The 16212-nt window shown below is 38.4% G+C and carries 17 protein-coding genes; 7 read left to right on the forward strand and 10 right to left on the reverse strand.

Features of this window, described 5'->3' with window-relative positions; translation table 11 throughout:
* Positions 1 to 29 precede the first annotated feature (29 nt).
* The 6 genes from NQZ71_RS17820 to NQZ71_RS17845 all read left to right on the forward strand — a co-directional run bounded on the left by NQZ71_RS17820 (position 30) and on the right by NQZ71_RS17845 (position 4413).
* Entirely contained in the window at positions 30 to 449 is a 420-nt protein-coding gene (locus tag NQZ71_RS17820; RefSeq protein ID WP_144451900.1) for an HIT family protein, read from the forward strand.
* 235 nt (positions 450 to 684) lie between these two features.
* Positions 685 to 1764 (forward strand): 3-phosphoserine/phosphohydroxythreonine transaminase, encoded by a 1080-nt coding sequence (gene serC / locus NQZ71_RS17825; protein ID WP_317011080.1) that lies wholly within the window; start codon positions 685 to 687, stop codon positions 1762 to 1764.
* Between the two features lie 123 nt (positions 1765 to 1887).
* Positions 1888 to 2247: a YtxH domain-containing protein gene (locus NQZ71_RS17830; RefSeq protein WP_144451898.1), complete on the forward strand. Its 360-nt coding sequence runs from the start codon at positions 1888 to 1890 to the stop codon at positions 2245 to 2247.
* A gap of 525 nt (positions 2248 to 2772) precedes the next feature.
* Positions 2773 to 3342 (forward strand): HTH-type transcriptional regulator Hpr, encoded by a 570-nt coding sequence (locus NQZ71_RS17835; protein WP_127736318.1) that lies wholly within the window; start codon positions 2773 to 2775, stop codon positions 3340 to 3342.
* A 185-nt stretch (positions 3343 to 3527) separates the two neighbouring features.
* Entirely contained in the window at positions 3528 to 4073 is a 546-nt protein-coding gene (locus NQZ71_RS17840) for a DUF3267 domain-containing protein (RefSeq protein WP_127736321.1), read from the forward strand.
* A 160-nt stretch (positions 4074 to 4233) separates the two neighbouring features.
* Positions 4234 to 4413 carry a hypothetical protein gene (locus tag NQZ71_RS17845; protein WP_127736739.1) on the forward strand — a complete coding sequence of 60 codons (180 nt, stop codon included), beginning with the start codon at positions 4234 to 4236 and terminating at the stop codon, positions 4411 to 4413.
* A 97-nt stretch (positions 4414 to 4510) separates the two neighbouring features.
* Here the strand turns inward: NQZ71_RS17845 and NQZ71_RS17850 are convergent, their stop codons facing one another.
* Complete coding sequence (locus NQZ71_RS17850; protein WP_127736325.1) at positions 4511 to 4603, reverse strand: YjcZ family sporulation protein; 93 nt, start codon at positions 4601 to 4603, stop codon at positions 4511 to 4513.
* Positions 4604 to 4650: 47 nt separating this feature from the next.
* A complete protein-coding gene (locus NQZ71_RS17855) occupies positions 4651 to 4734 on the reverse strand; it encodes a YjcZ family sporulation protein (RefSeq protein WP_060670486.1) in 84 nt (27 codons plus the stop codon).
* A gap of 354 nt (positions 4735 to 5088) precedes the next feature.
* Here NQZ71_RS17855 and NQZ71_RS17860 point away from each other — a divergent pair, with 354 nt between their 5' ends.
* Positions 5089 to 5982: a peptidylprolyl isomerase gene (locus tag NQZ71_RS17860; RefSeq protein ID WP_275004298.1), complete on the forward strand. Its 894-nt coding sequence runs from the start codon at positions 5089 to 5091 to the stop codon at positions 5980 to 5982.
* A gap of 39 nt (positions 5983 to 6021) precedes the next feature.
* Here NQZ71_RS17860 and NQZ71_RS17865 read toward each other — a convergent pair whose 3' ends face one another.
* The 8 genes from NQZ71_RS17865 to NQZ71_RS17900 all read right to left on the reverse strand — a co-directional run bounded on the left by NQZ71_RS17865 (position 6022) and on the right by NQZ71_RS17900 (position 16197).
* On the reverse strand, positions 6022 to 6222 hold the full coding sequence (locus tag NQZ71_RS17865; RefSeq protein WP_144451896.1) for a sporulation YhaL family protein: 201 nt from the start codon (positions 6220 to 6222) through the stop codon (positions 6022 to 6024).
* A gap of 136 nt (positions 6223 to 6358) precedes the next feature.
* Positions 6359 to 7306: a 3'-5' exoribonuclease YhaM gene (gene yhaM / locus NQZ71_RS17870; protein ID WP_317011081.1), complete on the reverse strand. Its 948-nt coding sequence runs from the start codon at positions 7304 to 7306 to the stop codon at positions 6359 to 6361.
* 59 nt (positions 7307 to 7365) lie between these two features.
* A complete protein-coding gene (locus NQZ71_RS17875; protein WP_317011082.1) occupies positions 7366 to 10362 on the reverse strand; it encodes an ATP-binding protein in 2997 nt (998 codons plus the stop codon).
* Between the two features lie 13 nt (positions 10363 to 10375).
* Complete coding sequence (locus NQZ71_RS17880; protein WP_317011083.1) at positions 10376 to 11584, reverse strand: metallophosphoesterase family protein; 1209 nt, start codon at positions 11582 to 11584, stop codon at positions 10376 to 10378.
* 65 nt (positions 11585 to 11649) lie between these two features.
* The gene (locus tag NQZ71_RS17885; protein WP_144451892.1) at positions 11650 to 12519 is read right to left on the reverse strand and encodes a S66 family peptidase; all 870 of its coding nucleotides are present in this window, start codon (positions 12517 to 12519) and stop codon (positions 11650 to 11652) included.
* Positions 12520 to 12633: 114 nt separating this feature from the next.
* Complete coding sequence (locus NQZ71_RS17890; RefSeq protein ID WP_260053487.1) at positions 12634 to 13881, reverse strand: ABC transporter permease; 1248 nt, start codon at positions 13879 to 13881, stop codon at positions 12634 to 12636.
* Positions 13874 to 14773 (reverse strand): ABC transporter ATP-binding protein, encoded by a 900-nt coding sequence (locus NQZ71_RS17895; RefSeq protein WP_317011084.1) that lies wholly within the window; start codon positions 14771 to 14773, stop codon positions 13874 to 13876. The genes NQZ71_RS17890 and NQZ71_RS17895 overlap by 8 nt, the downstream gene beginning before the upstream one ends.
* A gap of 122 nt (positions 14774 to 14895) precedes the next feature.
* Positions 14896 to 16197 (reverse strand): NCS2 family permease, encoded by a 1302-nt coding sequence (locus NQZ71_RS17900; protein ID WP_144451889.1) that lies wholly within the window; start codon positions 16195 to 16197, stop codon positions 14896 to 14898.
* Between the last annotated feature and the right edge of the window lie 15 nt (positions 16198 to 16212).

The raw sequence follows: 16212 nt of genomic DNA on the forward strand, positions 1-16212 counted from the left end.
AGAAAACAATTGGAAAAGGAGAATTTTTAATGAGCGATTGTATTTTCTGTAAGATTGTCGCAGGAGAAATTCCTGCAAAAAAAGTATTTGAAAATGAGCATGTTGTTGCTTTTTTAGATATTAGCCAAGTGACTAAAGGACATACTTTAGTCATTCCGAAAACTCATGTTAAGGATATTTATGAATTGACACCAGAAATCGCGAAAAATCTGTTCGAAGTTGTTCCTTCCATCGCAAATGGAATTAAGGAAGCTTTTGAACCAGTCGGCCTTAATACATTGAACAATAATGGCGAAAAAGCAGGCCAATCTGTTTTCCATTACCATATGCATCTTATCCCTCGATACGGGAAAGGCGATGGCTTTGGAGCAGTCTGGAAAACAAACTTTGATGCGTATTCAGACGAGCAGCTTGTCCAAATTGCTGCAGACATTAAGGAAAAGCTGTAAAGAAAAATACAAAAAAATTTTCTACATAAAAAAGCTATTGGATAATAGCTTCACGAAATCGCTATCCATGAATTTCACAAGAGGTTTCATGATGTAACCGCACTTAAATTATTTTTTTAGTGTAACAAAGGCAGCCCTTACCTCAAGTATGGCTGTCTTTTTTTATCTGTACAAATCATCACAATTTGTTAGTATAAGGGTAAACTTCGTCTACAGAGCACAAGGGGGAAAAAATATGAAACGCGCATATAATTTTAACGCTGGTCCTGCAGCACTTCCAGAATGGGTATTGCAGGAGGCACAAAAAAGCTGGATGGATTTCAACAATACAGGCATGTCTGTAATGGAGCTTAGCCATCGCAGCAAGGATTATGAAGGAGTCCATAATGAGGCTAAGGCTTTGCTTGCATCCCTGCTTTCTATCCCGGAAGATTACGAAATTCTTTTCCTCCAAGGCGGTGCAAGTCTGCAATTTACAATGGTGCCAATGAACCTTTTGGATAACGGTCAAACTGGCTATTACGCACTTACTGGTGTGTGGGCAGAAAAGGCACTTAAGGAAGCAGCTAAAATTGGAAAAACAGAAATTGCTGCTTCAAGTAAGGATGATAACTATACGTATATTCCTGAAGCAGGCGAAATTCAAGTTCCAGAAAATGCAGCTTATCTTCATATTACAAGCAATAACACTATTTATGGAACACAATGGCAATCCTTCCCGACTGGATTTAAGGTTCCAGTGGTTGCAGATATGTCCAGTGATATCTTAAGCACACCTATAGATGTCAAAAACTTTGACATTATCTATGCAGGCGCCCAAAAGAATCTTGGACCATCTGGTGTTACTGTCGTCATTATAAAAAAGGAGCTTATTAAAAAGAATTCAGCATTGCCTACAATGTTAAGCTATGAAACACATGCTAGCAGTAATTCCTTATTTAATACACCGCCAACCTTAGCCATTTATTTATTGTCCCTTGTGCTTAAGTGGGCAGAAAATCAAGGTGGTCTTGAAGCTATTGCTGCGATTAACAATAAAAAAGCAGAAACATTATATAACGTCATCGACAATAGCAACGGTTTTTATAATGGACATGCAGCTAAAAACAGCCGCTCTAAAATGAATGTAACATTCACATTGCAATCAGACGAATTAACAAAAAGATTTTTGGAAGAAGCAAAACAAGCTGGTTTTGTTGGACTGAACGGACATAGGTCTATCGGTGGATGCAGAGCGTCCATCTATAATGCAGTGCCGTTAGAGCATGTGGAAGCCCTCGCTGAATTTATGAAAACTTTTCAGCAAAACGCTTAAAAACAAGTATCTTTAGCAGATAGAATCCTCTATCTGCTTTTGTTGTTGGACTTACAAATCCATATATATGTAAAACAATAGTAAAATAAGCTATAATGAGAAAAAAAAGACGAGGTGAACAAGATGAGTGGAAAAACATTTTTATCAGGATTTATCATAGGCGGTCTTGCAGCAGCAGCAGCAACTATATTCACAACACCTGTATCTGGCAAGGAAGCAAGAAAGGTGTGTGTGGACAATAGTAAGGCCTTCTTAAAAGAATTTAAGGATTTAAAAGAAGACCTTATTGAAATTAAAGAAAGCATTGCAACTGCCAGCAAAGAAGGCAAAAATGTCATCGGCACCTTCGTTGACGATATAAAAGTTGCCTTGGAGCAATGGAAAATAGAGATTAAACCACACCAAGAACAGCTAAAAATCGAGTTAAACGAAATTGAAAAAACAGTATCCGAATTAGAAAACGACTTAAAACAGCAGCAATAACACAAAAAGAGAGGAAACCTAACACGGCTTCCTCTCCTTTTATTACCTCCCTAATAATCCACTTAACCATGTTAAATATCCTAACATAAAAATCACTATTTTTAGAAAAAATAAATATACGCATATAGTAAATACGGAAACTCATGTTAGAAAAAAAATTTCAAATTAGGATTCTGATTTTTCTTACAACTTATTTCTTATTCATTTCTAAAATCGATATTTTTAGAGTATAAAAATATTCAATGACATAACTATTCTATTTCGTAATTAATCTCTCGCTAAAAACCTTCAATTCAAGCTGTTCGCTCCACTTAAAAAGTCACCCACTTTAGAACGTTAATGTGTAGAATCCATGTATAAAAAGGGTGAATTTTTATTTGAAATGAAAAATATTTATACGATAAAACGTTTTCTTTCAAAAAATATGCTTATTTCTAAAAATTTCGCTTATTTTTTCTTTATTAATTTTTGTTTTATTGGCATAATGATTATAGATAATAGAAAAGTAGGTGAATAGATTTGGGGATGAATGAAAAAGAATGCTCAATGAAGGAAGCTTTAATGTTTACTCAAAGAGTAGGACAACTCAGTAAAGCACTATGGAAGTCGATTGAAAAGGACTGGCAGAATTGGATTAAGCCGTATGACCTTAATATTAACGAACATCATATTTTATGGATAGCCTATCAATTAAATGGCGCCTCCATATCAGATGTGGCGAACTTCGGGGTAATGCATGTCTCAACAGCCTTTAACTTCTCCAAGAAGCTGGAGGAAAGGGGTTTGCTCCAGTTCTCAAAAAAAGAAAATGATAAACGGAACACATATGTGTGTCTGACAGAAAAAGGCGAGCAAATGTTTTTAAGCATTATGGAAGAGTATAACCCAGAAAACAGTTCTGCTTACTCTGCTGCTTTGCCGATTAAAAACTTATATGGAAAATTTCCTGAATTACTGGAAATGATGACAATTGTTAAGAATATTTATGGAGAAAACTTCATGGAAATATTCGAAAAATCCTTCAGCAATATTGAAGACACTTTTGTTGAACAAAACGGGCAGCTTAAACATAAAGAACCGGCGCCTATGAAGTAATAAACCGATACTCGTAAATGGGATAAAAGAAAAAAAAAAGATGAGACGCTGTCTTATCTTTTTTTGTTTTAACAGACCAGTAAATATTCAAAAACAACTATTGATTTTTTACCCTTTTCGTCGTAAAGTAGCATGGTGAGTTTTATTAAATTAGAAAATTTCTCCTAACGGAGGGTGATTAGAATATGAATTGCTGGAAGACAATCAATTTTCATAAACAGTACGGCTTTCAACGCATACTATTTATGTCTTCCTTGACAATGGTTTTTACTTTTTTGTTCCTTTATACTCCGACAATTGCACTTTTTGGGCATAACGGCTTAAACGATAACTACTTTTTTACATTTGTAGCAGCGTTCCTGCTCGTTTATCCTGTTCATAAACTGCTTCACTTTTTACCGGTTGTACACTTAGGCAAAAAAATTAAAAAGTCCATTGATGTTCACGGCCGTATTTTCCCGTTAATTTGCATACGGGCAATCGACCCAATTGGAAAAGTTAATTTTATCTTTGCTTTAATTATGCCAATGCTTGTTATTAACAGTGTATTGATCATTTGCTGCTTCCTTTTTTCCCATTATGTTCATTATTTCTTGATTATTTTCGCTTATCATTTTGGCATGTGTGTACCGGACTTTATTCGCATTAAAAGCCTATGGAAGTCACCTAAGTCTTGTTATGTGGAAGAAAATGAGGACGGCATTGAAATTTTGGTGAGTAATGTCAGCTAATGCTTGATGCAAATAAACTAATTGGACATACGATAATAAAGGAATGAAAAGGATGCATGTATTTAACTGACAAATCATAGGATATAATACTATCTTTTTATTCCTTAATTTGATATTGTAAGTATCATACAACAATTCTGTCTAAAGGAGGGAATCAATGATGATCTCCATTTTTATTATCCTAGCCATATTAATATTATATAATATTAATAGAATGACAAATGCATTATGTACCCAAAAGGAAATACCGGAAGATAAACAACCAAAGGTTTTCCGCACAATTAATGTCCTTATCACGATTCTTTTGATTTCTTCCTATGTTGATTTATTATTTAGTTAACATAAACGGAAATAAGTTTCTTAGTAAAGGCAATTGATACCTTTAATGAAAGGAAAGCAGCGATTTTCATCGCTGCTTTTTTTTCAATTAGAGGATATTAGTAAACCCAGCTTGCTCCGATGATGATAAGCAAAATGAAAAGCACCACTAATAACGCAAATCCTCCGCCGTATGCACCTGTACCTGACATGAAGACTCCTCCTTTCTAAGTTCAATTCTTGCTGTTTAACTTAGCTCTTATAGCCAAGCAGCGCCAACAATAATTAAAAGAATGAAAAGTACTACGATTAACGCAAATCCTCCGCCATATGCATGACCCATAGTAACACCTCCTTCTAAAGCTGCTACCATATTATTTTGTTAACTGTTAAGACTGCACGACTTGCTTGCTAACAAAAGTCAGTTTCATGCAGTGAAACATTCACTGCCCCCTTATCCTGACTTCTGCACAACCTAGCACGAATAAGCCTTAGGCAAATTCTTAAGCTGTTTTTCAAGCTCAATGTATCATATGTCTAGGACCAAAAAACGGAACAGAATATTTACCCAATTTTTTTATTAACTGCAAATCAATGAGCATTAAGTTTTATAAAAAGCGGATTTTTGTTCTTTTGAAAATTTATGATATAGTAATCATTGGATGTTACAGACTAAACTAACTTAGGAGTGTTTAACTTGAAAAAATGGCTACTATCCATCTCTCTAGCTGCTGGTGTCCTTGCACTCGGTGCATGTAGCAATGATAGCTCTGATGCAGTTGTGAAATCAGATGCAGGTAATATCACTAAGGATGAACTTTATGATGCAATGAAGGAAAAATATGGTGCTACTGTACTGCAATCCCTTCTATATGAAAAGGTACTCGAAGATAAATATAAAGTTTCAGACGATGAGTTAAATGAGCGGGTCGATAGCATTAAAGCACAGCTGGGAGACAATTTTGAATTGGCACTCCAACAATACGGCTATAAAGATGAAGATGAGCTGCGTTCTATGATAAAAACAGGAATGCTTCAAGAAAAAGCTGCAGTTAAAGAAGTGAAGGTAACTGATGATGAAATTAAAGCATATTACGAGGATTATAAACCAGAGATAGAAGCGCGCCATATTCTTGTTGCAGATAAAAAAACAGCTGAAGAAGTGAAGAAGAAGCTGGATGATGGCGAGAAATTTGAAGATTTAGCGAAGGAATATTCAACAGATACGGCAACTAAAGATAAAGGCGGAGATTTAGGCTGGTTCGGAGCAGGTACGATGGTTGCTGAATTTGAAGATGCTGCTTATAAGCTGAAGGTAGACCAAATAAGTGATCCTGTTAAGACAGAAAATGGCTACCACATTATTCAAGTTACAGATAAAAAGGAAAAAGGGAAATACGAAGATGTTAAGGATGATATGGAATATGAATTGAAAGTGTCCAAGCTAACATCTGATATCATTAACAGTGCGATGGCTAAAGAATTGGAAGATGCAGATGTTAAGGTTGAAGATAAAGATTTGAAATCCGTTCTTGATTCGACATCTACTGATTCCACAAGTGGGTCAACAAACACATCTACAAGCAAGTAACATAAAAAGGGAAACTAGAGATAATCTCTAGCTTCCCTTTTAATTTTCATACACTCTTTCTTTATCACTGCCTATTTTCTTATGCTTTTCCTCCTCCATCCTTTTTATATAAACATCGCCTTCTCTTTCGATAATCTCCTGCTCCTGCTGCCTGTCCTCTTTTCCAGACTTAACAGCCATAAATGCACTTACAACAATGCCCCCCAATACAAACAGCACCCACATTGGTATCTCAAACATACTATTAGCTCCCTTCTTTCGCTTTGTTTTCTCTTAATTACTACATCATATGCTAGAAAAGAAAGGATATTCATCTTTTATAGCAAGACATATAAACAGGCTTCCTTCATAGAAAGGAAGCCTGTTGTGTAATCTATTAATTATGGAAGGAAGGCTTGTAAAAGGATCTGTTTTCCAATGGGAAAATTCTTTCAGAGAACTCACCTGGTTTTACACGTTCTAGTGCTCTGTCTAGCATATTCATCTTCGCATCCAAATTATCAATATAGTGAAGAATTTCTGCTTCTTTAATAAGAGGTGCTTTTGGGCTGCCCCATTCTGCTTTTCCATGATGAGATAGCACTAAATGCTGAAGGATCATTACTTCCTCCCCTTTGATGCCAAGCTCATCTGCTGCTTTTCCTATTTCATTTACCATTATTGTAATATGCCCCAATAGATTTCCCTCTACAGTATACGTGGTTGAAATTGGTCCAGACAGCTCTTGTACTTTCCCTAAGTCATGAAGGATAATGCCGCCGTACAGCAGGTCTGTATCAAGACTCGGATAAAGCCCTGCAATCGATTTCGCTAAATCAAGCATGCTGACAACATGGTAGGCCAAGCCTGAGACGAACTCATGATGGTTCTTCGTTGCCGCTGGGTACTCGAAAAACTCCTTCTGATGCTTTTTAACAAGATGTCTTGTTATGCGCTGTATGTTAGGATTTTTCATATCAAAAATATATTGGTTTATTTTTGCTTGCATTTCTTCGCTTTCAAGTGGCGCTGTTTCAATAAAATCTGACAGTCGCACACTCTCCTCTTGGGAAACAAGCTTTATTTGACGGATTCTAAGCTGCATTCTGCCTCTGTAGTTTTGGATATCCCCATTTATTTTTACAATTGTTTCAGGCTGATATATTTGCTCATCTGCATCTGTAGCATCCCATAGCTTTGCTTCTATTTCTCCACTTTTATCTTGGAAAATCAATGTTAAGAAAGGCTTGCCATTGCTGGCCAACGCCCTTGCTGAACTTTTTATCAGTAAGTGGGAATCAAACTGATCTCCAACGTCATAGTGTAGGACTCCTTTTTTATCCAAGGTACTTTCGCTCCTTTTCCATCTATCTTTATTCGTTCCTAGTATAACATTATTTACTTCTACCGGTCTCTCTCTAAAGAGGGCTGCATAAGAGAATGAATTTGCCCTTCTGGAAAATGTTCTAGTAAATGGCTGTGGCATGTAAAGAAAAGCAACTGATTATCCCTGCATGTTTTCAAGAGCTCAAGCACCTTCTTTGTCCTTTTGCTGTCAAAATTAACAAAGCTATCATCAATAATAATTGGCAGTGGATATTTCTGATAAAATGTTTGAGTAAGCGCAAGCCTAATTGCCACATAAAGCTGCTCAGCTGTCCCTCTGCTTAGCTCCTTCGCTTCAAAAAAGGTATTGTTCGCACTTTCCAGCAAAAATCCAATTCCTTCTTCCTTCGGCAATATCCTAACATATTGACCTTCTGTTAAAATAGCGAAATACTCCTCCGCTTTTTGCAGCATAACAGGCAGCTGCTTATCTTTATAGGCATTGACCGTTTTTGTCAGGAAATGCTTTGCGGCAGCATATTTCCCCCATTCCTTGACTTCCTCCTGAAACTCATCTTTCAATTGTTTAAATAAATGCAATTTCTCTGTATAAGTTCCACCACTTTCCAGTTCGGAAATTGTAATTCCAGTTGTGGCGCTGTCTTTCATAATCTGCTTGATTCTGTCATTTTTTTGTGCAAGCTTTTCTGTTAAGCGCGACTTTTCTGCTTCTGGATTTTCTAAACTGCCTAGCACGTCTATCTCTTCTTGCGAAAAACGAAAATGAGCTAATTTTTCCTGTAATGCGAACAGCTTTGCATCCAAGCTGAGTTTTTCTGTATTAAGCTCGCCCTTTTTACGGTATTCCTCTTCTGTTTCTGCTTCAGCAAGGGCAAGCAATTCAGCAGCTTCTGACGAAAAGATAGAGAGCTCTCCTTCTAAACCATTTAGCTCCTGGATATATTCCTCTATTGCCCTTTGATTCTCCTGCCAGTAGATTTTCTTTTCCTTCTCGTCTCTGACACTATTTACTAGCTGAATGGACATAAAGGTGAGCGATTCTGCTCCTGCAGAAAAAAACTGCTCATAATAGCTGGATATTTTCGCAGCTATTTGGTCTGATTCTTTCTCTATTTCCGAAATATCCTCTAAAATTGCCCATTTATCCTTTAGCTTCATTTTCCATTCATCCAAAAGCAAATAGGCATCATAAATAAAATCACGTGCAAGCTGCTCTGGTATTTTCAAAGCAATGCTAAGCTCCTTAAGAACTTGCTGGTGCTCCCTGTATTGATGCTCCCAGGACTCAAAGCCATGGAGAATTCTATCATATTCCCGTGTTTGCTGCTCCAGCTTCACTAGATTCAAGCTATAATTTTCTCTTGCTTGATTGTCCCTTTCAAGTGCCTCTTTAAGTGCAAATACGTCAGACACTTCGCCCGTTCCTGACACATCATTAGTGGCTGCATTTTCTCGCTTCAGCCTTTTTGCCTTGCCTTGGAGATTTGATCGTTCCTTTTGGGCAGATTTTATCCTTGTCATGTAATAAATGATAGCCGCGACTCCACCTATCACAGCTGCAAGCACTAAGTACGTCAGTTTTTCAGCCGCTCCTGCTAGTCCAATGACAATCAGCATAATCAAAATGAATAGGAACTGCATATTTGCAGCAAAATGGCTTTTTCGATTTGCTTCCAGCTGATTTTGGACATTATCCAAGTCCCGCGCAAGCATTGCGACCTTTTCTTTATGCCAGCTGATATTTTCCGCTGCTTTAAGCTGGCTTTCTAATTCCTTCCTGTTTTCATCAGAAAGCAGCCTCGCTTCCATTTCAGCTGTCGAATGTTCAAGCGCTTCAAGCTGCAGCTGCTCTTCCTTAAGCCTTGAATCAAGCTCAAATCGTGAGGATTTAAGGCTTTTCTGCTTTGCATCTGCATTAGCACATTGCTCTTTCATGAAAATGCTTGTATTAATTTCAGAAATATCATCCGTTGTTAATGGAATATGCAATTTTTCTTGAAGGATTTTGATGTCCTTTTCAAGCATGGAGAGCTGACTTATCAGCTGATTTTTTCGCTTTTGCAGCTCTTCATAAACAGGCATTTTTCCGCTTGCTTCTGTTATTTCTCCAGCCTCCTCCAATAGCTTTTCATTTGGCTGAAGCTGTGTCTGCTTCTCCGTTAACACCTTCATTTTGTTTTGTACATGCTGAATTTGACTTTGCACTGTCAGCATTCTGTCCTTAATGCGTTCCCATCTTTCTAACCCGGCATTCGGAAAGGCAAGGTTCTTGTAATTCTTCCTATTGCCTTCCGTTACTTCTATTTCAAACACGATCGGAGCAGCCTCCACCCATTTTTCGAGCTTTGTGATGTTCCATGCAAGACTAGCTGTATCAGCTTCTGCTGCTTCCAATTCCTCAGCAAGCTGTTCTCTTCTCTCCAATAGCTCCCGATATTGACCATTTGTTCTCTCAGCACTTTTCAGCTGCTGATGGGCATCCTTTAAATCTAGCAACAGCTCATTCAGAACTGGCTTCTTACCATTAGGTCTAAAGCGTGAATCCAGCTCCTTCTGCAGTTCATTGTCTGCTTTTGAAATGCTGTCTGATCCAATCATACCTGTCGAAAACAAGAATCTGCCAATTTCCTCACTTTTTAAGCCATGGATGTTTTGCAAGCCGTCAAGATTAAAGGAAAAGATAGATTGATAAAGTCCTTTATCAACACCTTGCAGCAATTCTCCAAGCAATTGCTCTTGTCCTTTTTGACCATTCTCCAATACGACTGTAACATCACCAGCAGCTTTCCCTTTTACACGCTCAATTGATGCCAGCCCATGCTCCGGAAACCATACTGTTAGCTTCCCGCCATATTTATGTTGCAGTTTCGGTTCATATCTTAGCTCTGTTTGAACCTTTGTAGGAAATCCGAACAGAATGCTGTGGATGAAGCTCATAATCGTTGACTTGCCTGCTTCATTTTCTCCAAAAAAAACTTGGATATCTGCATCTAAATCAATGGTGATATTCTCCAGCTTTCCATATCCATAAATTGTAATTGTTTTAATTCGCACTATTTTTCACTCCCTAAGAGACACCATTCAGCATGGTGAACAGCAGCCGTTCTGCTTCTTCTGCCAGCTCCTCTTTCTCTCGTTCAGTTAATTCCGAAAGATAGCGGTAAACACCTGGATGACGATAAATTGGTGCCACAGCCTCATCAATGGAATCAGTTTCTTTCACAGCTTGAAAAAGCTCTGTAAAAAACGCTGAGTCTGACTCAAGCTTTGCCTTATTCCAACTGATATTTTCTGTTATCGACAGACTCGAAATCCATGCAAAATTTGTTTCATCGAGTTCATCCTCCTGTAGTATCTCCAATAATTCTCCTGCTTGAAGACTGCCGATTCCCTCTGCATTTATAATAGAAATGGCCAAAATAGTAGGCAAGCCTTGATCTCTTTCCTTCTCTTGAGCAATATGGCAAAGCGACAAAAGCTCGTCGGCATTTTTGGCACCTGCAGCATCTATTTGCACAGACTTCCATAAACATGTTGCTGTTGGAATAAATTCCAGCTCAGCATCCCCGTTGTTCAATTTAACATAATAACAGCCCTTTTCTCCGGTTTCCTTTTTATGTCTTCCTTGAATATTTCCCGGATACACAACAGGAGGGTCTGCCTGCAGTACTGCTCGTTTATGTATATGGCCCAATGCCCAGTAATTCATCCCCTTTGAAGCTAACTCCTGTAAGTTAAAAGGAGCATACGGACTGTGATCGCTGTTTCCCTCCATGCTGCCATGCAATAGACCTATATGGTAATCTGCAGTGTCTGTTTTTTCGTATGTATTTATTCTTCTATCATATAAATGCCTTGTTTCATAGCTGAAGCCGTATAAATGGATTTTCGTGTTCCGTTTTTTGTGCTCGAAAACAGTCACGTCTGAAGGGAAGATATGAACATTATCAGGAAAGCTTACTTCCAGCCAGCTTCCACTTAAATGATCATGATTCCCATGGATGATATATACGTCTATCTCCTGAATTTTAAGTCTTTCCATCTCTTTTTTGAAAAGGATTTGTGCCCGCAGACTCCTGTCTTCTCCATCATAAATATCTCCTGCGATAAGAACGAAATCGACTTGTCTTGCAATCGCCGTATCCACTATTTTCCTGAAGGAGGCGAAAGTACTTTCGCGGAGCTGTGCCCGAATAGGAGCAGGCAGATTTTTCAGTCCAAGCATCGGGCTGTCCAAATGAAGGTCTGCGCAGTGTATAAATGTAATCTCTTCCATACTACTTCCTCCTTTCTTCTATTTTATATTACCATCATTAAAATACGAATGCACGTTCCTATTCACTATAATTCAAGATGCATTCCTATTGGTATACAGTGAGAGTCTGCTCCATGTCCTAACTTTTCTGTTTTTGCAATTGGAGTTCTGTATTTTTCAGTGTACTGGAGCAAAAGCTCCTCTACTGAAGGACTGCAAGTATTTTTCTCCATATAAGTGAATGTGCCTAACAGAATGCCAGTACATTTTTCAAAAATGCCGAGCTGGTCTAGCTGAGCAAAATACGAGGCAATAGCCGCAGGGCCACCTCCTAGACTTTCAAGAAAAAGAAGCTTTCCTTCTGGATCAGGCATATATCGAGTGCCTGCTAGCTTCAAAAGGCATCTTGCATTCCCCCCGATCACACATCCGCTCATGTCGCTGCCGCGGAGCCATTTATATGAAAAGGTTACACTGTCATTTGGAGATGCCCAGCTTTCAAGAAACACTTTAGCAAATAAGGCTTTTTGAAAATCTGCGTCCGGTCCTATAAGATTCATTGCCTGGTAATGAAGATTAGCTACACCAGTTAAAGCAAACAATGCATTATTGAGGACAGACAAATCGCTAATGCCTATAAAGGGCTTCGGATTTTTCTTAATAACAGTACTATCTATAAAGGAAAGCACCTCATTGGCAGAGTTTCCGCCTGACAGGTCGAATATAGCTTTAATTTCCTTATCTGCATATAGCTTCATTAGCTCTGCTGCTCTCTGTTTTGGGGCACCGCTGAATGGAGTATTTTCGTTTGCATAAAAGGTTTTTGCATAAACGGAATAAATCCCAAACTGTTCAAGCTGCTTTTCTAAAAACGAATAGGCACTTGCTTTCGACTCGTCTCTTCCATCAGAGCAAGCAATAAAGGCGACTTTGTCCCCCTTTTGTAATAAACTCATAAAACACCTTCTTTCATCCTCATAGGTTCATTGTACAAGTATGGACGAGACTAGCAATAATTTTTCTTCATTAATAAAAAAGATTCACGAATTGAATCGTGAATCCTTTAAGCATTATTCCTTTTTCGTTAACTGGAGTGCTTTCTTAATATCCTTGAACGAATTAGATTTCCCATACATAAGCACACCGCCTTTATAAACTCTTCCGCCAAAGACAGCCAGAATGATGATGGAAGCAGCCAATACGCCCATACCTAAAATCGGCTCCCACACTGGAAGGCTCAGCATACCTGCCCGCATGAACATCAGCATTGGTGTAAAGAACGGAATATAAGAGGTAATAGTAATAAATGTCGTATCTGGGTTATTCAAACCAAACATCGCAATCATAAAGCCTGCCACTACCATTAAAGTCATTGGAGTAATCATTTGCTGTACATCCTCAATGCGGCTGACAAGTGATCCGAGGAATGCTGCCAGCGTTGCATATAAGAAATAACCGAGAACAAAAAATACAACAGCATAGACGATTGTTGCAGCAGGAATGCCGCTAAAACCAAGAAAGCCATCAAGTGTGCTCATGTTATCATTATTTGTAACAGAAAAATACCCTGCTACAAGCAGAATCGCCAGCTGGGTTATACTCACAAGCCCGATACCTAAAATCTTTGCAAACATATGTTTAATCGGAGACACACTGGAAATCAAAATTTCCATAACCCGCGAAGATTTTTCTGTCGCTACCTCCATTGCTATCATGTTAGCATATAGGATAACTGCAAAATAAATGAGGAATAACAGCACATAGACAAGTCCTCTTGCCTGATTTAATTCTTCCTCTGTTTTCGCATTCTTTTCAAGGGCAAAATGCTCAAATGGCACTGGTTCGTTTAATTTCTCCAGCTGTTCACCAGAAAGATTCAATTGTGCTGCTGCCAGCTGACTCTTAACTGCTTGAACGATTGTTTCTACGCTAGTTGCTGTAGCTGAATCCGTAATATCCATACTATAGTAGGATGCTTGCGGTAAATTTTCATTATCATAGTCAAGAATCAACAGCCCTTGATAGGAATCATCCTCTACCTTTTTCTTTGCTTGTGACTCACCATCTACATAGTGCTCCAGTTCCATTCCTTCTTGAATGGATTCTGACATTGCAGCAACAGATTGATACAATTCGTTCGTTTTATCGATGACCGCAATTTTATCGGATCCATCCTCATCATCGAACATTTCGAAGATAGATTGGATATTTGTTAAGCCAAGAATAAGCAGTAATGTAATAATCGTTGTAATGATGAATGATTTCGTTTTTACCTTTGTCCAGTAAGTATGAAATAAGATAATCCAAAAACTATTCAAGTGAAGCACCTACCTTTTCGATAAAAATATCATTTAAAGTCGGCTCCTCAAGCGCAAATTTTCGGATGAAGCCCCTTCCAACAATATCCTTCAAAATATTTTCTGCAATTTCCTCCCCTTCAATTTGCAATGCTGCTCCTTCTGTCGTTTGTTTCAGCTTAACAACACCAGGAAATTTAATTAAATAAGTCAAATCAAAATCAGCATGGATAGTGACATTTTTCTTCCCGAAGCTTCGTTTGATTTCCTTCAAGCCGCCATGTACTACCGGCTTTCCTTTATGCATGATACAAAGGTTCTCACACATTTCTTCAACATGCTCCATCCGGTGACTAGAAAAAACAATTGTCGTTCCTGAATTCTTCAAGTCGATAACAGCACTTTTCAACTGTTCCACATTAACTGGGTCTAAACCACTAAATGGCTCATCCAAAATAAGAAGCTTCGGCTTATGCAGCACCGCACTGATGAATTGGATTTTTTGCTGATTCCCCTTTGAAAGCTCTTCTACCTTTTTCTCAAGATAATCAGGTATTTTAAAACGCTCCAGCCAATACTTCAGCTCCGTTAGTGCTTCCTTTTTGTCCATTCCGCGCAGTCTTGCTAAGTAAACAAGCTGGTCCTTTACCTTTAGTTTCGGGTAAAGTCCCCTTTCTTCAGGTAAATAGCCAATTTCTGGACTTGTCGAATAGTTAATGCCCTGTCCGTTCCAGGTGATTTCCCCTTCACTTATATCCAATATTCCGAGCAGCATGCGAAAGGTTGTCGTTTTGCCTGCACCGTTTCCGCCCAAAAATCCAAACATTTCATTTTCGGGAATTGATAAAGATACATTATCTACCGCAACAAATGAGCCAAATCCTTTTGTTACATTTTTTATTTCTAATGCCATTTCCGATCTCCTCCTTCACCTTTCATACGAAAAGATATGCAGAAAGTTTCACAAATAACTGTAAAATTGGACAAAATTATAAAAAGTCCCGTGAAGTAATACTTCACGGGACTTTTTAAGCTCTAATGGGATAAAAAGACGAGCTGATACAAAAATAATACGGCAAATATATAAACGAGCGGGTGAACAGATTTACCCTTGCCTGTAACTAATTTCAACAACGGATGAGATATAAATCCTAGCGCAATCCCTGTTGCAATACTTGAAGTAAGCGGCATACTTAAGATAACAAGGAAAGCTGGGAAGGCCTCATCAAATTCAGACCAGCGCACTTTTGCGATAGCTCCCATCATTAAGCTTCCGACAATGATAAGTGCTGGTGATGTGATTGCGGATAACCCTGAAACAGCACTAACAAGCGGTGCAAAGAATGCAGCCAATATAAATAAAGCTGAAACAGTAACACCTGTTAAACCTGTCCTTCCTCCAGCAGCAACTCCTGACGTTGATTCAATAAATGCTGTTGTCGGACTTGTTCCAAACATTGCTCCAATGGAAGTACCAACAGAGTCTGCAAGCAGTGCTTGCCTTGCTTTAGGAAGACGATTATTCTTCATCAAGCCTGCTTGCTCTGCAACACCGACCATTGTTCCAGTCGTATCAAAAATCGTTACAAGCAAGAAGGAGAACACGACTGCATATAAGCTATGCTGGAACACATCTCCGATTGCCGCAAAAGGATTTGTGATAATTAATCCTTCTGGCAGATGTGGAACACCAGCAATTCCTTCCGCGAACGAAAGCTGTCCAGTAAAGAATGCAATAATACCTGTTGCAATCATGCCTAAGAATAAAGCGCCTTTGACATTCATCGCAAATAAAATAATTGTAATAGCAAGACCAACTAATGCAAGCACAACAGCTGGTGACTGTAAATCGCCAAGACCAACTAGATTTTCTTTGTTATCAACAATGATACCTGTCTGTCTTAAGCCGATAAAAGCAATAAACAAACCGATACCTGCCGTAATTCCATGCTTCAGGTTTTCTGGAATCGCTTCAATCAGCTTTTCCCTGAATGTTGTCAAAGACAGAATTAAAAAGATAATTCCTGCCACGAAAACAGCAGATAAAGCAATAGTGTAATCAATACCGCCATGACTGCCTACAACTGAATAAGCAAAATAAGCATTCAAGCCCATACCTGGTGCAATTGCAATCGGATAATTAGCAAATAAAGCCATCCAAAGTGTACCGATTACTGCTGCAATTATTGTTGCCATAAACACTTGGTCAAAAGGAATTCCTGCACTCGATAAGATAACAGGGTTTACAATAACGATATAGACCATTGTTAAAAAAGTGGTGAAGCCGGCCGTTATCTCCGTTTTCACATTTGTATTGTTCTCTTTAAGTTTAAACATGTATACCTCCAAAAA

The organism is Niallia taxi (genome assembly GCF_032818155.1).
Lineage (GTDB): Bacteria > Bacillota > Bacilli > Bacillales > Cytobacillaceae > Niallia > Niallia taxi_A.